General features: G+C 72.3%; 19 protein-coding genes. 9 read left to right on the top strand and 10 right to left on the bottom strand.

Annotation, left to right across the window (positions count from 1 at the left end; translation table 11 throughout):
• Positions 1-46 precede the first annotated feature (46 nt).
• Together D6B71_RS15080 and D6B71_RS15085 are read left to right on the top strand one after the other, a co-directional pair.
• Complete coding sequence (locus D6B71_RS15080; protein ID WP_206051790.1) at positions 47-1,477, top strand: glycosyltransferase family 2 protein; 1,431 nt, start codon at positions 47-49, stop codon at positions 1,475-1,477.
• Positions 1,478-1,496: 19 nt separating this feature from the next.
• Positions 1,497-1,703: a hypothetical protein gene (locus tag D6B71_RS15085; protein WP_206051791.1), complete on the top strand. Its 207-nt coding sequence runs from the start codon at positions 1,497-1,499 to the stop codon at positions 1,701-1,703.
• 29 nt (positions 1,704-1,732) lie between these two features.
• On the opposite strand, the gene D6B71_RS15090 is transcribed toward D6B71_RS15085, so the two are convergent.
• Complete coding sequence (locus D6B71_RS15090) at positions 1,733-2,818, bottom strand: YihY/virulence factor BrkB family protein (RefSeq protein ID WP_121256489.1); 1,086 nt, start codon at positions 2,816-2,818, stop codon at positions 1,733-1,735.
• Between the two features lie 170 nt (positions 2,819-2,988).
• On the opposite strand from D6B71_RS15090, the gene D6B71_RS15095 reads away from it, so the two are divergent.
• Both D6B71_RS15095 and D6B71_RS15100 read left to right on the top strand, forming a co-directional pair.
• On the top strand, positions 2,989-3,993 hold the full coding sequence (locus D6B71_RS15095) for an iron-containing redox enzyme family protein (protein WP_121256491.1): 1,005 nt from the start codon (positions 2,989-2,991) through the stop codon (positions 3,991-3,993).
• Positions 3,990-4,205, top strand: a complete 216-nt coding sequence (locus D6B71_RS15100; protein ID WP_240641438.1) for a CDGSH iron-sulfur domain-containing protein — start codon at positions 3,990-3,992, stop codon at positions 4,203-4,205. The genes D6B71_RS15095 and D6B71_RS15100 overlap by 4 nt, the downstream gene beginning before the upstream one ends.
• 138 nt (positions 4,206-4,343) lie before the next feature.
• Here D6B71_RS15100 and D6B71_RS15105 read toward each other — a convergent pair whose 3' ends face one another.
• Genes D6B71_RS15105 through D6B71_RS15120 form a run of 4 tightly spaced genes read right to left on the bottom strand, consistent with a single transcriptional unit; the run spans position 4,344 to position 7,263 of the window.
• Complete coding sequence (locus D6B71_RS15105; protein WP_121256493.1) at positions 4,344-5,009, bottom strand: methyltransferase; 666 nt, start codon at positions 5,007-5,009, stop codon at positions 4,344-4,346.
• Positions 5,006-6,625, bottom strand: a complete 1,620-nt coding sequence (locus D6B71_RS15110; RefSeq protein WP_121256495.1) for a phytoene desaturase family protein — start codon at positions 6,623-6,625, stop codon at positions 5,006-5,008. Before D6B71_RS15110 ends, D6B71_RS15105 begins: the two co-directional genes overlap by 4 nt.
• A gap of 7 nt (positions 6,626-6,632) precedes the next feature.
• Positions 6,633-7,070: an SRPBCC family protein gene (locus D6B71_RS15115; RefSeq protein WP_121256497.1), complete on the bottom strand. Its 438-nt coding sequence runs from the start codon at positions 7,068-7,070 to the stop codon at positions 6,633-6,635.
• Positions 7,071-7,080: 10 nt separating this feature from the next.
• Positions 7,081-7,263, bottom strand: a complete 183-nt coding sequence (locus D6B71_RS15120) for a hypothetical protein (protein ID WP_121256499.1) — start codon at positions 7,261-7,263, stop codon at positions 7,081-7,083.
• 288 nt (positions 7,264-7,551) lie between these two features.
• Between D6B71_RS15120 and leuA the strand changes: the two genes are divergently transcribed.
• Complete coding sequence (gene leuA / locus D6B71_RS15125; RefSeq protein ID WP_121256501.1) at positions 7,552-9,333, top strand: 2-isopropylmalate synthase; 1,782 nt, start codon at positions 7,552-7,554, stop codon at positions 9,331-9,333.
• 19 nt (positions 9,334-9,352) lie between these two features.
• On the opposite strand, the gene D6B71_RS15130 is transcribed toward leuA, so the two are convergent.
• Positions 9,353-12,136, bottom strand: coding sequence for a PAS domain S-box protein (locus D6B71_RS15130; protein WP_164519690.1), 2,784 nt, complete (start codon positions 12,134-12,136; stop codon positions 9,353-9,355).
• A 100-nt stretch (positions 12,137-12,236) separates the two neighbouring features.
• Between D6B71_RS15130 and D6B71_RS15135 the strand changes: the two genes are divergently transcribed.
• The 4 genes from D6B71_RS15135 to D6B71_RS15150 all read left to right on the top strand — a co-directional run bounded on the left by D6B71_RS15135 (position 12,237) and on the right by D6B71_RS15150 (position 16,440).
• Positions 12,237-13,091, top strand: coding sequence for an alpha/beta fold hydrolase (locus D6B71_RS15135; RefSeq protein WP_121256603.1), 855 nt, complete (start codon positions 12,237-12,239; stop codon positions 13,089-13,091).
• A gap of 43 nt (positions 13,092-13,134) precedes the next feature.
• On the top strand, positions 13,135-13,863 hold the full coding sequence (recO, locus tag D6B71_RS15140; RefSeq protein ID WP_121256505.1) for a DNA repair protein RecO: 729 nt from the start codon (positions 13,135-13,137) through the stop codon (positions 13,861-13,863).
• Positions 13,864-13,887: 24 nt separating this feature from the next.
• The gene (locus D6B71_RS15145; protein ID WP_121256507.1) at positions 13,888-14,655 is read left to right on the top strand and encodes an isoprenyl transferase; all 768 of its coding nucleotides are present in this window, start codon (positions 13,888-13,890) and stop codon (positions 14,653-14,655) included.
• Positions 14,656-14,745: 90 nt separating this feature from the next.
• Entirely contained in the window at positions 14,746-16,440 is a 1,695-nt protein-coding gene (locus D6B71_RS15150) for a sensor histidine kinase (RefSeq protein ID WP_126688289.1), read from the top strand.
• Between the two features lie 10 nt (positions 16,441-16,450).
• Here the strand turns inward: D6B71_RS15150 and D6B71_RS15155 are convergent, their stop codons facing one another.
• From D6B71_RS15155 to D6B71_RS15170, 4 genes are read right to left on the bottom strand one after another with little or no spacing between them, the layout of a single operon-like run.
• The gene (locus D6B71_RS15155; RefSeq protein ID WP_121256510.1) at positions 16,451-16,867 is read right to left on the bottom strand and encodes a Fur family transcriptional regulator; all 417 of its coding nucleotides are present in this window, start codon (positions 16,865-16,867) and stop codon (positions 16,451-16,453) included.
• The gene (locus D6B71_RS15160) at positions 16,854-17,858 is read right to left on the bottom strand and encodes a metal ABC transporter permease (protein WP_338036800.1); all 1,005 of its coding nucleotides are present in this window, start codon (positions 17,856-17,858) and stop codon (positions 16,854-16,856) included. The genes D6B71_RS15155 and D6B71_RS15160 overlap by 14 nt, the downstream gene beginning before the upstream one ends.
• The gene (locus D6B71_RS15165; RefSeq protein WP_121256512.1) at positions 17,855-18,667 is read right to left on the bottom strand and encodes a metal ABC transporter ATP-binding protein; all 813 of its coding nucleotides are present in this window, start codon (positions 18,665-18,667) and stop codon (positions 17,855-17,857) included. The genes D6B71_RS15160 and D6B71_RS15165 overlap by 4 nt, the downstream gene beginning before the upstream one ends.
• Positions 18,664-19,599: a metal ABC transporter substrate-binding protein gene (locus D6B71_RS15170; RefSeq protein WP_121256514.1), complete on the bottom strand. Its 936-nt coding sequence runs from the start codon at positions 19,597-19,599 to the stop codon at positions 18,664-18,666. The genes D6B71_RS15165 and D6B71_RS15170 overlap by 4 nt, the downstream gene beginning before the upstream one ends.
• Between the last annotated feature and the right edge of the window lie 75 nt (positions 19,600-19,674).

The following is a 19,674-nucleotide window of genomic DNA, read 5'->3' on the forward strand; positions in this document are numbered from 1 at the left end:
GAGTCCGGGGCGTGCCGGCCGTCATCGTGCCCCGAGGGCGGCGTGGTTGCCGGGCCTGCTCCACCGCGCTGTCGGCCTGTTCATCGTCGGCTCCGCCCTCACCGGGGCTGGGCTGCTGTGGTGGGCGGTCTCGGCCAGCACGCCGCAGGCGGTGCAGAGGCCGACCCAGGGGGTGGTCCTGGGGGTGTGGCGGGTGCTCTACGACACCCAGGCGCCCTCGACGCCGGTGCTGCTGGCCGCCGCCGGGCTGGCCCTGATCTTCGCCGCGGGGGTGGCGGGGGCGGAGCGCCGGATCGCGAACCGGGCCCGGCGCAGCGACGACGGGCGGCGGATGCCGCTGGCGCCCAAGGTCGTGATGGCGCAGACCCGCGGTGTCTACGCCGGCCCGGTCACGGTCACCGTGCTGGTCCCGGCCCACAACGAGGAGGCGTGCCTGGCCCAGACCCTCGGGGCGCTGCTGCAGCAGTCGCATCGGCCCGAGCGGGTGGTGGTGGTCGCCGACAACTGCACAGACGCCACCGTGCCGATCGCCCGCGCCATGGGCGTCGAGGTGATCGAGACCGTGCACAACGCCCACAAGAAGGCCGGGGCGCTCAACCAGGCGCTGCGTCAGATCCTGCCCGGCCAGGGCGACAACGACGCGATCATGGTGATGGACGCCGACACGACGCTCGACGACGGGTTCCTCGAGCACGCCGTGGGCTGGATGACGCGGGATCGCGCGCTGATGGCGATCGGGGGCCTCTTCTACGGCGAGCAGGGCTGCGGGCTGCTGGGCCTGTTCCAGCGCAATGAGTACACCCGCTACTCCCGGGACCTGCGCCGGCGGCGCGGGCGGCTCTTCGTGCTCACCGGCACCGCGTCGATGTTCCGGCCGCGCGCGATGCGCACGGTGGCCGCGGAGCGCGGTCGGAGTCTGCCCGGGGTGCCCGGTGACGTGTACGACACCTTGGTGCTGACCGAGGACAACGAACTGACGCTCGCGCTGAAGTGTCTGGGGGCACTGGTGATCTCGCCGCCGGAGTGCACGGTGGTCACCGAGGTGATGCCGACCTGGTCCGCGCTGTGGGCGCAGCGGCTGCGCTGGCAGCGCGGCGCGCTGGAGAACCTCAGCGCCTACGGACTGCGCCCGCAGACGTTCCGCTACTGGGCGCAGCAGTTGGGCATCGGCTACGGCGTGATCGCGCTGTCGACCTACCTGCTGATGATCGGGCTGATGGTGCTCTCGCTGGACACCTGGGTGTGGTTCCCGTTCTGGCTCGGAATCGGTGGGCTGTTCGTCGTCGAGCGGCTGGTCAGCGTCTGGCGCGGGGGGTGGCCGGCGCGGGTGCTGTCGCTGTCGCTGTTCCCCGAGCTGTTCTACGCGCTGTTCCTGAACCTGGTCTTCCTCAAGGGGATCCTGGACATCTCGCTGAACCGCGAGGCCGCGTGGAAGCACGTGGTCGTGTCGGCCACCGGTGTGCGGGTGGGCCAGTGACCGGGCCACGGTGGTCGCCGTGACCTGGTGGGGCATCCTGCTGCCGGAGTCGCTGGTGCAGTCCCGAGGTTTCGCTGTGCTCTCGGCCTTCGTCGCGATCAACACCGTGATGTACGTCGCGCTCGCGGTCGGCAAGACCCTGCCCAAGGTCTATCCGCGTGACTGGCTCCCGCGGCGCTACCGACGGGGGGAGACCCGGAGCATCGATCCCGACGCCCCCGCCTAGGCGCCTCGGTGGCCTGGGCTGGCCTTGCCCTAGCGGTCGACGGAGGTCTCGGACGGCGATCCCTCCGCCTGCTGACGCAGCTCACGGCCCCGGGCGATGTCCTCGGCCTCCTTCTTCTCCGCCTTGGCGATGTTGCGGGTGTCGCGCGGCGGCAGCTGGATGGTCTCCTCGGCCGGCAGCCCCGACTGCAGCTCTCGGCCACGCTCGAGCTCGGCGTCGAGCTCGGCCCCGAACAGGAGCGCGATGTTGGTCAGCCACAGCCACAGCAGGAACGCGATGACACCACCGAGAGCGCCGTAGGTCTTGTCGTAGGAGGAGAAGTTCGAGACGTAGAAGCCGAACCCGGCGGAGAGGAGCACCCAGGTCAGGATCGCCAGCATCGCGCCGAGGCTGATCCAGCGGAACTTGGGCTGCTTGACGTTCGGGGTGGCGTAGTAGAGCAGCGCCACCATCAGCACGACGAGGGCGGCCAGCACCGGCCACTTGGCGATGTTCCAGGCCAGCACCACGCCGTCGCCGAGCTCGAGCGCCTTGCCGACCGACTCGGCGACCGGACCGGACACGACCAGCATCAGCGTCGACACGGCCGCCAGCACCACGAGGAGGGCCGTGAGCAGCAGCATCGCCGGCCGCAGCTTCCAGACGGGGCGGCCCTCCCGGATCTCGTAGACCCGGTTCATCGCACGCCCGAACGCGCCGACGTAGCCGCTGGCCGACCACAGCGCACCGGCGAGACCGAGGATCAGCGCCACCCCGGCGGACTGGTTGCCGGCCAGGTCGAGCAGTGGCCCTTCGATGTCCTCGACCATGCTGCCGCCGCCGAGGTCGCGGACGATGTCGAGCAGCGTCTCCACCGATGTGGTGCCCTGGCCGACCAGTCCGAGCACGGAGGTGAGGGCGATCGCCGCGGGGAAGAGCGCGAGCACGCCGTAGTAGGTGAGCGCGGCGGCCAGGTCGGTGCACTGGTCGTCGCCGAACTCGCGCACGGTCTTGCGCAGCACGTAGCGCCACGACGGCTTCGTCAGGTCGGTCGGTGAGTCGGGCTTGCCCTCGTCGTCGGGGTCGGCGTCGGGATGGGGTCGCCCGGTCAGCGGCTCCTGCGTGTGGCGGCTCATGACGCAGAGGTACCCGCGGCATCGAGCCGGCACGCCTGCGGCGAGCCGGGGCGGGCGGCACGAGCCGACCACACCGGCCGGCGTCACAGATTGGGCTGTCCCCGCGCGGGGTACGGAGCGGTCATGAGTGTGAACCTGGTCCGTGACCTTGCGGCCGTCGGCGAGAACCGGTGCTGACCCCGAAGGCGCGCGGCGCGCTGAGCGCCGCCGTCAACGAGGCCCTGTGCGCCGGCCTCGCCGACGACCGGTGCGACTGGCCCGTCGCCGAGTCCGGCGACGACGCCGCGCTGACCCTGTGGACGCTCTACGAGCTGCACTACCGCGGCTTCGAGGATCTCGCCGACGAGAGCCTCGAGTGGCACCCCGAGCTGCTCCGTCTGCGTCGGCTGCTCGAGCGTGACCTGGAGAGGCGTCTGCGCGAGCGCTACTCGGCGTACGCCCCACATCGCAGCGCCGACTTCGCCGACGACCTGTTCGCCTACGTCAGCTCGCACGACGGTGCGTCGGTGGCCGCGCACGTGCACCGGCACGCCGACCGTGAGCAGGTGCTCGACCTGCTGCGGGTCCGCTCGATCTACCACCTGAAGGAGGCCGACCCCACGGCGTGGGTGGTCCCGCGGCTGCCGGTGGGGCCCAAGGCGGCGCTGGTCGAGCTCCAGTACGACGAGTACGGCGTCGGCGATCCGAACCGGCTGCATGCCCACCTGTGGGCACTCGGCATGGAGGCGGCGGGGCTGCGCGCCGACTACGGCGCCTACCTCGACGAGGTGCCGCTGGAGGTCCTCGAGCAGAACAACGCCATGTCGCTGTTCGGCCTGCACCGGCGGCTGCGCGGCGCTGCGCTGGGACACCTGGCGGCCTTCGAGGCCACCAGCTCGATGCCGTCGCGGCGGATGGCGCAGGGGCTGGAGCGGCTGGGGCTCCCGGCGGAGATCGTCGACTACTACACCGAGCACGTCGAGGCAGACGCCGTGCACGAGCAGCTGGCCGTGCGCAACATCTGCGGCCGGCTGGTCGAGGTCGAGCCGGGCGTGGCCGACGACGTCTTCTTCGGAGCGTTCACCTGCCTGGACCTCGAGGACCGCTTCGCGCGATGGATGCTCGCCCAGTGGGGCGTGAGCGAGGGCCAGGACCCCGACGAGGAGCGCGACGTCGCTCCGGGGAGTGCGGCGTGAGCGAGAGCCGGACCTTCGAGCACCCCGACATCGTGCTGTGTCCCGGCGGGCCGATGCTGCTGCGCGGGGACCACGTGATCCAGGACGCCGACGGCGTCAGTCACCGCACCGAGCGGCCGGTCAGCGCCGTCTGCCGCTGCAGTCGCTCGGCGAGTCTCCCGTGGTGCGACGGCACGCACAAGGTGCTGCCGGAGAAGCTGCGGCCGACCTGAGCCCGAGCCCGGCGACACCCTGGGTCAGCTTGAGGGCCAGACGGGGTTAGAACGCCGCGAGCGCCGTGGTGTCCGGGCAGTCGATGATGAAGTCGGTGAGGCGCAGCATCCTGTGATCTTGCCACGAGCCGGGCAGGCTCAGGGCTGGTCCAGCCGGGCCAGCACCCCTCTCTCGAACCGGCGGATCTCGCCCAGCGTCAACGACCCGAGCCCGGCCAGGCCCTGGCCGATCCGCTCGGCCTGCGCCAGGCTGCCCAGCTGCAGCACCGCGGAGCCGCCGGGAAGCAGGTGGGCGGAGGCGGCGGCCACACAGGCCCAGGCCACGTCGAGGCCGTCGTCGCCGCCGTCGATCGCGAGCAGCGGGTCCTCCGGGAACCGGTTCGTCTCGGTGCGGCGGACCCAGGGCGGGTCGGCGATCACGACCGAGAACCGTTCGCCGGCTGCCAGCACCTCGTCGATGCGCCCCTCGCGCACCTCGACCAGGTCGGCGATGCCTGCGGCCGCCGCGTTGCGGCGGGTGAAGTCGCAGGCCACCGGGTTGAGGTCGACGGCGACCAGTCGCCGGCGGACCAGGGCGGCGGCGAGGAGGCCGATGTGGCCGGCGCCGGTGCACAGCTCCAGCATCGGGCCCTCGGGCGCGCTCCCGGCGAGCTCGGCGGCCCACTCCGACTGGGCCGCGGTCCACGGGCGTGGTCGCAGCACCCGCTCGTCGAAGGCGATGTCGAGCTGTGGGCCGTCACCGGCGAGCGGGCCGAACCTCAGCCGCTCCTCGACCGGGGTGTCGGCGGCGGAGGAGAGGGTCATGGTGCGGTCCTGTCGACTCGGGTGAGCAGGGCCCGGGGGCCGTAGCGGCGCAGCCGGTCGTGCAGCAGCGCGGCCCGGGCGGCGTTCATGCCGGGGGCGCCGTGCACGCCGCCGCCGGGGTGCGCCGAGGCCGAGCCGAGGTAGAGCCCCCGGACCGGTGTCTCGGCGCGACCCAGGCCCGGAATCGGCCGGAAGAAGAGCTCCTGCTGGATCTGGGCGGTGCCGCCGTTGATGGCTCCGCCGACCAGGTTGGCGTCGCGAGCCTCGAGCTCGCGAGGTCCCAGGATGCGGCGCGACAGGATCCGCGACCCGAAGCCCGGAGCCAGCCGTTCGATCCGGGCCTGCATCCGGTCGGCGAACCGTTCGCAGTCGTCGCGGTCCCAGACGCCGCGCACGCTCCCGTCGCCGGCATCGCGCACCGACTGCTGCGGAACGTGGGTGTAGGCCCACAGCGACTCGGTGCCGGCGGGGGAGCGGGTCGGGTCGCTGGTGGTCATCTGCCCGGCGAGCATGAACGGTGCGGCGGGGATGGTGTGCGAGGTGACCTGGTTGAGCGCTTCCGACATCTGCTCGACGGAGTCGGCGACGTGGAAGGTGCCCGGTGCGTGAGCCGGCGACTGGGCCCACGGGATGGGGCCCGAGAGCGCCCAGTCGACCTTGACCGTTCCGGGGTCGAGCTGGAAGTGGCGCATCCCGCGGACGGTGCGGGCCGGAAGGGCCTCGAGCGGCACCAGGCCGCCGTAGAGGTTCGAAGCGACCACGTCGGCGACGACGGCCTTGTCGGCGGCGAACCGTTGGCCGTCGCGGGTGCGGACGGCGACCGCGCGGCCGTCGGCGACCTCGACCGCGGTCACCTCCGCGTCGCACTGGATCTCTCCGCCGAGTGCGCGCACCCGTCGGGCGAGCGCCTGGGTCAACTCACCGGCGCCGCCCTCGGGGACCGGGAAGCCGACCGTCTGGCCGAGCATGGTCATCACGATGCCCATCAGGCCGGACCCCGCGGCGTTGAGCGGGATGTCGGCGTGGCCGGCGTTGCCGGCGAGCAGGATGCTCGGCGCGAAGCCCTCGAACCGCTGACGGCCGATGTCGGCGACCGGGGTGAGCAGCGTCTTCACGAACTCCAGTCCACCGACCCGACGCAGCTTGGCGAGAGCGGAGAGCCCGGGTCGCACCGGCGGGAAGGGGGTGAGCAGCGCCTGCACGAGGTGCTCGCCGATGACGTCCCACTCGGCGCAGAGCTCGAGCCAGGCGTCGCCGTCGCCGGGCTGCTGCTCCTCCATCAGCGCGGCCGTCACCTGCCGGTCGCGGTGCAGCACCGCCCACCGGCCGTCCGGGAGGGGATGACCGAGCACGGCGGGGGCGTGCAACCAGCGCAGGCCATGCTCCTCGAGACCGAAGCCGCGGATCGTGCGCGAGGTGGCGGCCAGCGGATAGAACGCGCTGAACGTGTCGTGCACGAAGTCGGGGTGCACCTCCCGGTCGCTGCGCACCGCGCCGCCGACGTCGGGCTGGGCCTCGAGCACCAGCACCGACCAGCCCTGGTCGATCAGGTGGTTGGCCGCCACCAGGCCGTTCGGACCGGCGCCGACGACGACGGCATCGTAGGAGCGGGTCACCGGCGACTCACTTCGCCCGGCGCTCGACGAGGAACGACAGCCGGCGCAGCGCCTCGACGTTGCGCCAGTGCAGCTGGACGTCGCGCAGCGGCTTGGGCATCAGCCGCCCGGGACCGGAGCAGGCGTCCTCCTCGATGGTCACCTCGGTGTCGGTGCCGACCGGACGCAGCCGGAGCACCACGTCGGCCTCGCCGGCGGGCCACGCCCGCGCTCGGAGCCGCAGCAGGCTCGGCGGCTGGCACTCCACCACCGAGGTGGTGTCGTCGATCAGCAGCGGCCAGCTGCCCACCGAGTGGTGGAGCCGGGCGCCGTGCTCGGGCCAGTGGTCGTCGACCTCACGCATCCGGGAGGCACCGACGACCCACAGTGGGTAGAGCCAGCCGTCGGAGAGCACCTCCCAGACCTGCTCGGGCGTCGCCTTCATGACTCGGGTGTTGGTGCTCATCGAGTGCTCCTCACGCCGCGTGGACCACGGCCGCGGGGCCGCCCAGCCGCCTGGAGTCGGGCTGTTCGGTGGTGTCGTCGGTGTCGTCCCCGGCCAGGAGGCCGATCAGCAGCATGGCGCCCAGGCCGACCACGATCAGGCCGATCACGAGCGCGAACACGATCGTGCGACGCGAGTCCTGCTGTTCGGGCATGGGCGTTCTCCTCTGCTGCGCGGGGGTGTGCAGCCGACCTGTACCCGCCGGGGTTCGCGACAATCGGGACCGGCTCGCCCGGTCTGGTCACACCGGGCCCCGGCGGCGCACCGGGTCCCCGTCGCGGACGCCAGGGGCGCGGGGAGCGGACGTGGGTTACCCTGGTCGTCGTCATGACCTGCCAGCGCCTCCTCCTTCGCTGCCGCAGCGAGGTCTGAAAGCCGGACCCCTCGCTGCGGAGTCCGCTGCTGCCGCCGGCGCCCAGACGAACCCCAGCGAGGACCTCTCATGACCAGCACCGAGCGCCCCGTCGCGCTGAGCAACACCACCAACGTCCAGCAGCCGAGCGGCATGCCGATCGAGCGCTACCGGGCCTTCGTCCCTGTCGACGTGCCCGACCGCACCTGGCCGACGCGAAAGATCACCCGTGCCCCGCGCTGGCTCTCCACCGACCTGCGCGACGGCAACCAGGCCCTGATCGACCCGATGACGCCGCTGCGCAAGCTCACCATGTTCGAGCTGCTCGTGCGGATGGGCTACAAGGAGATCGAGGTCGGCTTCCCCAGTGCCAGCCAGACCGACTTCGACTTCGTGCGCAAGCTGGTCGAGGAGGACCGGATCCCCGACGACGTCCGCATCTCGGTGCTGACCCAGGCCCGTGAGGACCTCATCGAGCGGACCGTGCAGTCGCTGGTCGGCGCCGACCGGGCCACCGTGCACCTCTACAACGCCACCGCGCCGCTGTTCCAGCGTGTGGTCTTCGGGGTGACCCCCGCGGAGTGCAAGAACATCGCCACCCACGGCACCGGCCTGGTGATGAAGTACGCCGAGCAGCTGCTCGGCTCCGCGATCGGGGAGTTCGGCTACCAGTACTCCCCGGAGATCTTCACCCAGTCCGACACCGACTTCGCGCTCGAGGTCTGCGAGGCGGTCTCCGACGTCTGGCAGCCCGAGCCGGGCCGCGAGATCATCTTGAACCTTCCGGCCACCGTGGAGATGTCCACGCCGAACACCTACGCCGACCAGATCGAGTACTTCGGCAGGGGCCTGACCCGCCGGGAGGTCTCCGCGATCAGCCTGCACCCGCACAACGACCGGGGCACCGCGGTCGCCGCCACCGAGCTGGCGCTGATGGCCGGTGCCGACCGCGTCGAGGGCTGCCTGTTCGGCCACGGGGAGCGCACCGGCAACGTCGACCTGGTGACGCTGGGCATGAACCTGTTCAGCCAGGGCATCGACCCGCAGATCGACTTCAGCGACATCGACGAGGTCCGCCGCACCGTCGAGTACTGCACGAACCTGCCGGTCCACCCGCGCCACCCCTACGCGGGCGACCTGGTCTACACGGCGTTCTCCGGCTCCCACCAGGACGCGATCAAGAAGGGCCTGGAGGACCTGGAGCGGCGGGCGGCCGAGCGCGGCATCTCGGTGCGCGAGATCGAGTGGGAGGCGCCCTACCTGCCGATCGATCCCAAGGACGTCGGCCGCACCTACGAGGCCGTGATCCGGGTCAACAGCCAGTCCGGCAAGGGCGGGGTCGCCTACATCCTCAAGGCCGACCACAAGCTCGACCTGCCGCGCCGCGCGCAGATCGAGTTCAGCCGCGTGGTCCAGGAGCGCACCGACACCCAGGGCGGCGAGATGACCCCGGAGGAGATCTGGTCGGTCTTCTCCGCCGAGTACCTCCAGCGGGAGACTCCGCTGAAGCTGAACTCCGTGCACACCTCCTCGGCAGCCGGCGAGAAGGACGCGCTCAGCGTCAACGTCTACGTCGACGGCGAGATCCGCACGCTCGAGGGCAGCGGCAACGGGCCTATCGCGGCGTTCGTCGACGCGCTCAACCGGCTGGTCGCCGACGAGCAGGCCGCCGGCAACCCGGCCTACGCCGAGCGCGGCGACGTCCGGGTGCTGGACTACGCCGAGCACGCCCTCTCCGAGGGCGGCGACGCGATCGCGGCGGCGTACGTCGAGTGCGCGGTCGGCGACCGGGTGCTCTGGGGCGTCGGTCTCGACCCGAACATCGTCACCGCGTCGCTGAAGGCCGTGATCAGCGCGGTCAACCGCGCCTGACCGACTCTGCTGATCGGGGTCAGCGGGCCGCCAGCGGCAGCCGCACGGTCACGGTGGTGCCCCGGCCGGGGTCCGAGGCGACGGCGATCTCGCCGTCGTGCGCCTTGACGATCGCGTCCACGATCGACAGGCCCAGGCCGGTGCCCTGGATCGCCAGCTTCTGGGTGATCGAGGAGCGGAAGAACTTGGTGAACAGCCCCGCCTGCTCCGCCACCGGGATGCCGATGCCGGTGTCGCGCACCTCGAGCACGGCGTGGGTGCGGTCGGCGCCGAGGCGGCAGCTCACCGAGCCGCCGTCCGCGGTGAACTTGACGGCGTTGCTGAGCAGGTTCATCAGGACCCGCTCGAGCTGCACGGGGTCTCCGGTCACCAGCACCGGGTGGGGCACGACCTCGAAGGCGACCTCGAGCCGGCGCCCGGTGAGCAGGGGCTTGAGGGACTCCTCGCTGGCGTGCACGGTGGCGGCCAGGTCGTGGGTCTCCCGCTCCCATCGGGTGTTGCCGCCGTCGAGCCCGCTGAGCACCAGCAGGTCGTTGCACAGCACGATCAGGCGCTGACCGTTGCGGGCGATGGTGCCGAGCATCGACTGCTGTTCGGGCCGCGGCTCGACGATCGAGCCGTCGAGCAGCATCTCGGTGTAGCCCACGATGCTGGTGACCGGCGTGCGCAGCTCGTGGGAGACCGTCGAGACGAACTCGTTCTTGGCCTCGTCCAGCGCGCGCAGCCGATCCACGGCCTCGCGCTCCTTCTCCAGCGCGGTCACGAGGAGCTCCTGGCTGTGCCGCTGCTCGGTCACGTCGCGGCCGACGCACAGGAAGCCGACGTTGACCGCGGAGGAGTCCTCGGCGGCCGACAGCGACATCGACACGATGGAGCGCCGTCCGGTGCGGGACACCCAGGTCCAGTCGCCCGCTCCGCCCTCGCCGGTGACCTGGATCTCCGCGAGCAGGAGGGCCAGCGCCTGGTCAGCGTCGGTGGCGCTGGTGCGCTCGAGGAGCTCGGCGTGGTCGAGGATCCGGTGGAACGGGCTGCCCACCAGCTCCTGCTCCTCGAAACCGAGCAACTGCCGGGCGCCGGTGTTGGCGACCGTGATCCGGCCGTCGGAGCCGATGCCGATCAGCGCGGTGCTGATGGCCGCCTGCATCAGGTGGGTCACCAGGCCGGCCGAGGCGCGTTCGGCGGTGACGTCGACGCCGGTGATCACGACGTACGTCGCGAAGCCGAGCTCGTCGCGGACCACGTTGCTGTTCCAGACGATCCGCATCCGCTCACCGCTGCTGGCGACGGCGTCGCCCTCTCGGACGACGGGCGCGCCGGACCGGTTGGGCCAGAGCAGCAGGGCCTGCAGGTCCGCCGGGGACGTGGCGGCGAGCGGGGTGTCCCAGACCGGGCGTCCGACCAGGTCGTCCGCGGCGTAGCCGGTCAGATCGGTGGTGGCCGCGTTGACCCGCACGATCCTGCCCTCGAGGTCGGTGAGCAGGATGATGCAGGCGGTGGTGTCGAGGGTGGCGCTGGTCAGCTTCTCCGCAGACTCCAGTCGCCGGCGCGCGTCGTACTCCGCGGTGACGTCGAGCAACTGGGCGGAGAACACCGGGTGCCGGCCGCCCGAGAGCAGGGACAGGGCGAGGTTGACCCGGCCGTGACGGCGCTCGGTCACGGCACCGAGGTCGGCCTGGCCGCGCCAGCCGTCCAGGGAGCCCTCGGCGAGCCGGCGGGAGACCCCCAGCAGCTCGTCGTGGCGGAGCACCTCGTCGAGGGCGCAGCCCATCAGGCGTTCGCGACGGCCGCCCAACATCGCGACCGCCGCGTGGTTGAGGTCGACCACCCGCAGCCGGTCGCCGTCGCTGGACAGGAACAGCATCCCCGAGAGCGACTCGGTGAAGTTGCGCCGGAACAGTCGCTCGTCGGCGCTGATCCGGCGCAGCAACGCCGCGCGCTGCTGGACCGCGATCGCCAGCGGCAGGCTGAGCAGCGCGGTGACGAGCATGTAGGCCTGGGTGAGTGAGCCGGCGGCCTGGGCGCCGATGTCGTCGAGCAGCGACGGCACGCCGAACGGTCCGGACTCCCGCGAGCTCAGCAGCGACACCGCCAACCCCAGGAAGGCCAACTGCCAGCTCACCACCCGCACGTCGAACCGGAGCGCCGCCCAGACCGGGAACAGCAGCGGTACGAAGGTCAGCGGGAGGTGCTGCTCGGGGCCGAAGACGAGCAGGGTGGTGAGACCGAGCGCCGCGCACTGGACGGCCAGCTCGGCACCACGTCCCCGCCGGCGCTCCTGACCGAAGGTGAGCGCCACGGGGACCAGCACCAACACCGCGGCGCCGTGGGAGGCCACGATCGACCCGAACGTGGCCAGGACCGCGCCGTCGGACCAGCCGAGCAGCGGCGCGGCGCCGATGAACACGGCGGCGGTCGCGCCGCCGACAACGGAAGCCAGCAGCAGGCGCAGGAAGTCGTCCTGGCCCTCCAGACGTGGGCGGTCCGTGGCCTGGCGCAGCACGTAGCCGGCGACGACCGCCTCGGTCGCGTTGCCGACGCCGTAGAGCACCGCGGCCGGGATCTCGCGTCCGCCCGCCGCGTTCGCGACGACGCTCAGCCCGACGACGAGCAGCCAGAGCAGCGGCCACCGGCGGTGGGGGGAGAAGCAGAACAGCGCGACCGTGATCCCCGCGGCGGGCCAGAAGGTGGCGACCGGAGCGCCCTCGTGGGAGAGGATCACCGAGGTGGTTCCGACCGCGAGGATCGCCAGCAGTACGAGGAGCGTGACCGGCCAGCCGACGGCCCGAGCGGTCACCTTCTCCACCGGTCCAGTGTCGAGCATCAGGGCGTCTACGGTGTGGCTTTTGCCGGACCTGCCCTACACGCCCGTGTGGCCCGGCCCGAAGGCGGCTACGCTGCGCGACATGCTGGTCTCCGAGCGCATCGGTCAGTTCTTCGTCGAGACCGACTCCGGTCGCGACCGGCTCGAGTACACCGAGTACGGCTCCGGAGACGCCTGGGTGGTCCTGCTGCACGGGCAGCTGATGCCACGCCGGATGCACCAGCCCCTGGCCCGGGCGCTGGCCGCCGAAGGGCTGCACGTGGTGACCCTCGACCTGCTGGGACACGGCCGCTCCGACCGTCCCGCCGACCCGCTGCTCTACTCGATGACCGCGTTCGCCGAGCAGGTGGTCGCGCTGCTGGACCACCTCGGCGCGCCGCAGGCGGTGATCGGCGGAACCTCGCTGGGAGCGAACGTGTCGCTGGAGGTGGCGGTGCTCGCACCGGCGCGGGTGCGCGGGCTGATCTTGGAGATGCCGGTCCTCAACAACGCCCTGGAGGCGGGCATCCTCGCGTTCGGACCGTTGCTGTTCGCCGCCCGGTTCCTGCCGTTCACCGTCAACGCGGTGCGTCGGCTGACCCGACCGGTGCCGCGCGGCATCGTGCCGTTCTGGGTCGGCATCGGTCTCGACACCTGCGACCAGCGCCCGGCCGCCCTCGGCGCAGCCGTGCACGGCATCTTCTTCGGCCGGATCGCGCCGTCGGCGAAGGAGCGGCGCGGCATCCGCGCCCCCGCCCTGGTCGTCGGCCATCCGGCCGACCCGATCCATCCCGCCGCCGACGCGGCGATGCTCGCCGACGAGCTGCCGCACGCGACGTTCGTCAAGGCCCGCAGCATCGTGGAGTGGCGCAGCCGCCCCGAGCGGCTCAACCACGAGGCGTCCACCTTCGCGCTCGGGTGCTGGAAGGCGCAGCGCCGCCGCCGCGCCGGCGGTTGAGCCGGAGCCGGCTCCGGCGGTCCGGGGTTGGCACAATGGCCGGGTGCCGCTCTACCGCGACGAGGCGATCGTGCTGCGCACCCACAAGCTGGGCGAGGCCGACCGGATCATCACGCTGCTCACCCGCCAGCACGGCCGGGTGCGTGCGGTCGCGCGCGGAGTCCGGCGGACCACCTCTCGCTTCGGGTCGCGGCTGGAGCCGTTCACCCACGTCGACCTGCAGCTGGCCGAGGGCCGCAGCCTCGACACGATCACCCAGGCCGAGACGCTGAGCCCCTTCTCGGCGGGACTCGGCAGCGAGTACGACCGCTACACCGCCGGCACCGTGATGCTCGAGACCGCCGAGCGGCTGGCCGCCGAGGAGCGGGAGCCATCGGTCCAGCAGTTCCTGCTCCTGGTCGGCGGGCTGCGGGCGATGGCCTCCGGCGAGCGGAAGCCGGGGCAGGTGCTCGACTCCTACCTGCTGCGCTCGCTGGCGGTCGCGGGCTACGCGCCGTCCTTCGCCCACTGCGCGCGCTGCGGCCTGGAGGGCCCCCACCGGTGGTTCAACCCGTCGATGGGCGGCGTGCTGTGCGCGACCTGCCGGGTCCCGGGCTCGGCCAGCCCCGCCAACGAGACCGTCGTGGTCCTCGGCGCGCTGCTGGCCGGTGACTGGCCCGTGGTCGAGGCCGCCGACCCACGGCACCTGAAGGAGGCCAGCACCCTTGTCGCGGCGTACCTCGCCTGGCACCTCGAGCGCGGGCTCCGCTCGATGGCCTACGTCGAGCGCTGAGCCCGGCGCCGTAGGCTGCCGGCCGTGAGACGCGCGGTCCGGCCACCCACCCCCCACCCCTCGGGAGAGACCCCGCCACAGGTGCCCCGTGAGCTGGTCCCGCGGCACGTGGCGATCGTCATGGACGGCAACGGCCGGTGGGCCAAGGAGCGCGGCCTGCCCCGCACCGCTGGGCACGAGCAGGGCGAGAGCTCGCTGTTCGACGTCGTCGAGGGCGCGATCGAGATCGGCGTGAAGGCGATCTCGGCCTACGCGTTCTCCACTGAGAACTGGTCTCGCTCCCCGGAGGAGGTGCGCTTCCTGATGGGCTTCAACCGGGACGTCATCCGGCGCCGACGCGACGAGATGCACGAGCTCGGCGTCCGCGTGCGGTGGGCCGGCCGGGCACCGCGGCTGTGGAAGTCGGTGGTCCGTGAACTGCAGGTCGCCGAGGAGCTGACCCGCGACAACGACGTGCTGACGCTGACGATGTGCGTGAACTACGGGGGCCGGGCGGAGGTCGCCGACGCGGCCCGGTCGATCGCCCGGGCGGTCGCCGAGGGGCGTCTGAACCCGGACAAGGTGGACGAGAAGGTGTTCGCCCGGCACCTCTACGTGCCCGAGCTCCCCGACGCCGACCTGGTGTGGCGCACCTCCGGCGAGCAGCGGCTGTCGAACTTCATGCTGTGGCAGGCGGCGTACAGCGAGTTCGTGTTCTCCGACGTCCTCTGGCCCGACGTCGACCGGCGCCATCTGTGGGCGGCGATCGACACCTACGCCCGTCGGGACCGGAGGTACGGCAGCGCACGCTGAGCGGGCCGGCGTCGCAGAATCCGGTGGGGAGACGTCAGTCACATCACTTCGCTGCGTGGCCTTGGCCGATCTGCGAAGGTGGTCCCTCGCATGGAGGAGCGATTGGGGGGCCGGATGCGCGGACTCGGAGCGCTGCGCCCCGCCGAGGCCGCCCGGGGGTTGCTGCTGACCGGTGAGCCCGATCCACGCCTGCTCCAAGGCAGCCTCGTCATGTTCGTCCTGGTCGACTTCGCGGTCCGTGACGCCTTCACTGCCCAGGTCACCTGGCCGATGACGGGCCTGGCGCTGACCGTCGTCGTGTGGGCGCTGACGTTCGCGCTGCCATGGGCGCGCCTGCCCCTGGCGGCCCATGCGCTCGTGCCGCTCTTCGACATCGCCGCTCTGGGGCTGGTCCGGCTGACCCCGAGCGGCTCCGCGGCGGGAATCCTCGTCGTGGTGCCGGCGCTGTGGTTGGGTCGGCAGTTCGGCCGCCGTGGGGCGCTGCTCGGCGCCCTCGCGGTGCTGGTGCTGGCGTCCGGCCCGGGGCTGGCGGTGCACGGCGTGACGTCGCTGGAGCTCTCCCGGGCGCTGATGATCGCGGTGATCGCCGGCTGGGTCGGGCTGGCGGTCGCCCTGGGCCTGGAGCGGGTGCGCATCGAACGCGATGAGGCCGAGCGACGCCGGGTCGAGCTCGCCGAGGCGCTGGCGGTGATCGAGCACCAGCGCCGGGTCTCCGAGGCGATCCTCGACACCGTCGACGTGGGCCTGGTGCTGCTCGACCGGTCCGGGGGCTACACCGGCATGAACCGGCGGCACCGCGACTTCATGCGGCTGGCGTTCCCCCAGGGGCACGGGGGAGTGGCCGGTCAGCTGGGCATGGTCTTCGGGCCGGACGGCCAGACGCCGTTGACCCGCGAGCAGATGCCGAGCTTCCGAGCCACCCGGGGCGAGGAGTTCGACGACGAGCGGATCTGGGTCGGTGAGGACCCCCGCACCCGTCGGGCACTGTCGGTCTCCTCGCGGAGCGTGCGGGACCCCCACGGCGAGCTGGTCGGGGCGGCGCTCGCCTACAAGGACGTCACCGACTTCATGCAGGCGCTCCAGGTCAAGGACGAGTTCGTGGCGTCGGTGAGCCACGAGCTGCGGACGCCGCTCACCTCGATCGTGGGCTACCTGCAGTTGCTGCTCGAGCGCGAGGACCTCGACCCGCAGGCGCTCGACCAGCTCCACGTGGTCGAGCGCAACGCCGACCGGCTTCGGCGGCTGGTGGGCGACCTCCTGCACACCGCCCAGCTCGACGAGGGGACGGTGAAGCTGGTGCGCGCGCCGCAGGACCTGGCCGAGATCGTCCGGGAGTGTGTGCGCGCGGCTGAGCCGGCGGCGCGCCAGGCAGGGATCGAGCTCACCTGTGCCACCCCAGAGACGCTCACGACCCTGGTCGACGGGGAGCGGTTCGCCCAGGTGGTCGACAACCTGCTCAGCAATGCCGTCAAGTACACCCTGCCCGGCGGCCGAGTGGACGTGGCGCTGACCCAGGACGGCAGCCGGGTCGAGCTGAGCGTCCGCGACTCCGGCATCGGCATCGCCCCGGCCGACCGCAAGCTGCTGTTCCAGCGGTTCTTCCGCTCGCGGGAGGCCGAGGAGCGCTCGATCCAAGGAGTCGGCCTGGGCCTGTCGATCGCCAAGGCGATCGTCGAGGGCCACGGCGGACGGATCGAGGTGGAGAGCGAGCTCGGTCGAGGCAGCGTCTTCCGGATCCGGCTGCCCATCGATCAGCAGCCGGCCCGGGCCGTGCCGAGCGCCTGACCCACTCGGGTCAGGACTCCGCGCAGGTCGGGCAGGTGCCGAAGATCTCCAGGGTGTGGCTCACGTCGGCGAACCCGTGCCGATCGGCGATCGCGCGCGTCCAGCGCTCGACCGCGGGGCCCTCGACCTCCACCGTGGCGCCGCACGAGCGGCACACCAGGTGGTGGTGGTGGCTGCCCGAGCAACGGCGATAGACCGCCTCGCCGTCCTCGGTGCGCAGCATGTCGACCTCCCCGGCGTCCGCGAGCCGCTGGAGGGTGCGGTAGACCGTGGCGAGACCCACCGGGTCTCCGCGACGGCCCAGCAGTTCGTGGATCTCCTGGGCGGAGCGGAAGTCGTCGCACGCGGCCAGGGCCTCCGACACGGCCCGGCGTTGCCGGGTCGGCCGCAGGGGAGCGCTCTCGGCCGGGGGCTCAGTGCTCGTCATAGTGCTCTCCGTGCGGTGCATGGCGATGGCCGTCGTGCACGTAGTCGACGTGGTCGCCGTGGGGGATCGCCGGGTGGCCGCAGTCGGGGCCGTGCACGTGGTCGTGGGCGTCGATGACGAGGTGCTCGTCGGTGGGGAGCGCCGGGAAGGGCCGGCGCCGGCGCTGCCGTCGGCGCAGCAGCACCCCGACCGGCCAGGTCGCCACGAAGCAGGCCAGGGCCAGCAGCACGATCGCCGGGCCGGGGGCCACGGTCAGGTCGTGCTCCTCGGAGAGGTACGCCGCGACCAGCAGGCCGCCGACCCCCGCACCGGCGCCCACCGCGACCGCACCGCCGATCGTGGCGCGGAACGAGCGGGCCAGCTGCTGTGAGGCGGCCACCGGCACGATCATCAGCGCCGAGACCAGGAGCAGCCCGACCGTGCGCATCGCGACCGTCACCGTCACCGCGGCCAGCACCGCGACCAGCAGGTTGTAGCCCCGGACGTTCAGCCCGGCCACCTTGGCGAAGTCCTGGTCCTGCGCCACCGTGAACAGCTGGGGCAGCAGGCCGAGGCCGAGCACCACGATGACCAGGGCCAGGCCCAGCGTGAACCAGATGTCGCTGATCGAGATCGAGGTGATCGAGCCGAAGAGGTAGCGCTGGAGGGTGACGGCGCCCTGCTCGGCCAGACCGGTGATCATCACGCCTCCGGCGAGACCGCCGTAGAAGAGCAGCGCGAGCGCCAGGTCGCCGCTGGTGTGACCGCGGTCGCGGATGGCCTCGATCGCGACGGCGCCGAGCACCGCCACCGCCACCGCCGTCCAGGTCGGGGCGAACCCCGTCCACAGTCCCAGGGCCACGCCGGTGACCGCGACGTGGCCGAGACCGTCGCCGAGCAGCGCGAGCCGGCGCTGCACCAGATAGGTGCCGATCACCGGGGCGGCCAGCCCGGTCACCAGCGCGGCCAGCAGGGCCCGCTGCATGAAGGGTTCGCGCAGCAGCTCGATCACCAGGTCACCTCCTCGTCCCGTCGGTCCATCGGGGCGATCACTCCGGGGTGGTGGTCGTGCCGGCCCGCCTCGGGGTGGTGGTGGCCGTGCGCGTCGTCGACGGCCAGCGGTGGCCCGTCGTAGACCTTGCACCCGTCGCGCAGCACCACGGTGCGGTCGACCAGCGGCGCCAGTGGGCCGAGCTCGTGGGTCACGAGCACGATCGTGCTCCCGGCCTCGGACAGGGCGTGCAGGGCCCCGGCGAGCGCCTGCTGGTTGGGCAGGTCGACCCCGGCGGTCGGCTCGTCGAGGAAGAACAGGTCGGGTCCGCCGGCCAGGGCCCGGGCGATGAGCACCCGCTGCTGCTGACCGCCCGAGAGCGTGGCGACGCTGTCCTTGGCCCGGTCGGCGAGGCCGACGAGCTCGAGGGCCGACTCGACGGCGGCCCGGTCGGCGCGGCTCGCCGGGCGCAGCCCGCGACGGCGGGTCAGCCGGCCCGACGCCACCACCTCGCGCACCGAGGTCGGGACTCCGCTCGCTGCCCCCGCGCGCTGCGGCACGAACCCGAGCCGGTGCCAGTCGCGGAACGACTCCAGGGGGGTGCCGAAGAGCGTGAGGGTGCCGCGGGCCAACGGCCGCAGGCCGGTCAGTGCCCGCACCAGCGTCGACTTGCCGGAGCCGTTGGGGCCGAGCAGCGTGACGAACTCACCTGACCGCACGGTCAGGTCGACGCGCCGCAGCACGGGACGGCCGGCGATGACGACCGCGCCGTCGCGCAGGTCGATGACGGGAGAGTCGGGGACGCTCGGGTCGCTGGGCGAGCTGCTCAACAGCGGTTCGCCTCCCGCAGCGCGGTGAGGTTCTGGCGCATGAGGGAAAGGTAGTCCTCTCCGGAGGTCTCGTCGGAGAGCCCCTCGACGGTGTCGAGCACCCCCGTCTCGACCCCGGCGTCGCGGGCCAGGGTCTCGGCGACGTCGGGGCTGACCAGGGTCTCCGAGAACACCGTGGTGACGCCCTCCTCCTCGATCAGGTCGGCCAGGTCGGCCAGCGCGGCCGGTGTCGGCTCGGAGTTGGGGGAGATGCCGTTGATCGACTCGAGGTGGAGGCCGTACTTGGCCAGGTAGCCGAACGCGTCGTGGTTGGTGACCACCGTGGTCACCTCGCAGCCGGCGAGCGCCTCGGCGAACTCCCGGTCCAGCGCCTCCAGGTCGGCCCGCAACGTCTCCGCGTTCGCCCGGTAGTCCGCGGCGTTGTCGGGGTCGATCTCGGCCAGCTGCTCGGCGACCGCGTCGCCGACCTCGGCCATCCGCAGCGGGTCGTGCCAGAAGTGCGGGTCCTCCTCGCCGTGGTCGTGGTCCTCGTCTTCGGCGTGCTCGTCCTCGTCGTGGTCGCTCTCGGCGAACGGCACCAGGTCCACGACCTCGGCCACGTCGAGCAGCCGGCCCTCGGCGGTCTCCTCGGCGGCCTCGTCGACGCCGGGCTGCAGGCCGCCCACGTAGACCAGCAGTGCGGCGTTCGCGACGTCCGCGGTCTGCCCGATGCCGAGCTCGGCGTCGTGCGGCTCGGCGCCGGGGGCCGTGAGGTTCTCGACGCCGAACCCGTCGCCGGCGACCCGGGAGGCGACGTACTCCAGGGGGTAGAGACCCACGGCGATGGTCCGGGAGTCAGGCGCCGCCGCGTCGTCCTCGGTGAGGGCGCCGCACCCGGTCACGGTGAGGGTCAGCGCGGCTGCGGCAGCGGGGAGGGACAGGCGGGATCGCATGAGAATCATTCTCACACCTGGTGAGAATGATTTTCAAGTCGGGGTCGCCGGTGCGTAGGTCGGGCGTGATGGTGG

The sequence above is a fragment of the Nocardioides ferulae genome (assembly GCF_003660455.1).
Taxonomy (GTDB): domain Bacteria; phylum Actinomycetota; class Actinomycetes; order Propionibacteriales; family Nocardioidaceae; genus Nocardioides; species Nocardioides ferulae.

What these genes read in the sequence shown, in the direction of transcription:
- D6B71_RS15105 (WP_121256493.1), bottom strand. Translation starts at nt 5,009, where the DNA reads ATGACCCTCTCCTCCGCCGCCGACACCCCGGTCGAGGAGCGGCTGAGG.
- D6B71_RS15135 (WP_121256603.1), top strand. Translation starts at nt 12,237, where the DNA reads ATGCTGGTCTCCGAGCGCATCGGTCAGTTCTTCGTCGAGACCGACTCC.
- D6B71_RS15170 (WP_121256514.1), bottom strand. Translation starts at nt 19,599, where the DNA reads ATGCGATCCCGCCTGTCCCTCCCCGCTGCCGCAGCCGCGCTGACCCTC.
- D6B71_RS15155 (WP_121256510.1), bottom strand. Translation starts at nt 16,867, where the DNA reads ATGACGAGCACTGAGCCCCCGGCCGAGAGCGCTCCCCTGCGGCCGACC.
- D6B71_RS15120 (WP_121256499.1), bottom strand. Translation starts at nt 7,263, where the DNA reads ATGCCCGAACAGCAGGACTCGCGTCGCACGATCGTGTTCGCGCTCGTG.
- D6B71_RS15115 (WP_121256497.1), bottom strand. Translation starts at nt 7,070, where the DNA reads ATGAGCACCAACACCCGAGTCATGAAGGCGACGCCCGAGCAGGTCTGG.
- D6B71_RS15090 (WP_121256489.1), bottom strand. Translation starts at nt 2,818, where the DNA reads ATGAGCCGCCACACGCAGGAGCCGCTGACCGGGCGACCCCATCCCGAC.
- leuA (WP_121256501.1), top strand. Translation starts at nt 7,552, where the DNA reads ATGACCAGCACCGAGCGCCCCGTCGCGCTGAGCAACACCACCAACGTC.
- D6B71_RS15150 (WP_126688289.1), top strand. Translation starts at nt 14,746, where the DNA reads ATGGAGGAGCGATTGGGGGGCCGGATGCGCGGACTCGGAGCGCTGCGC.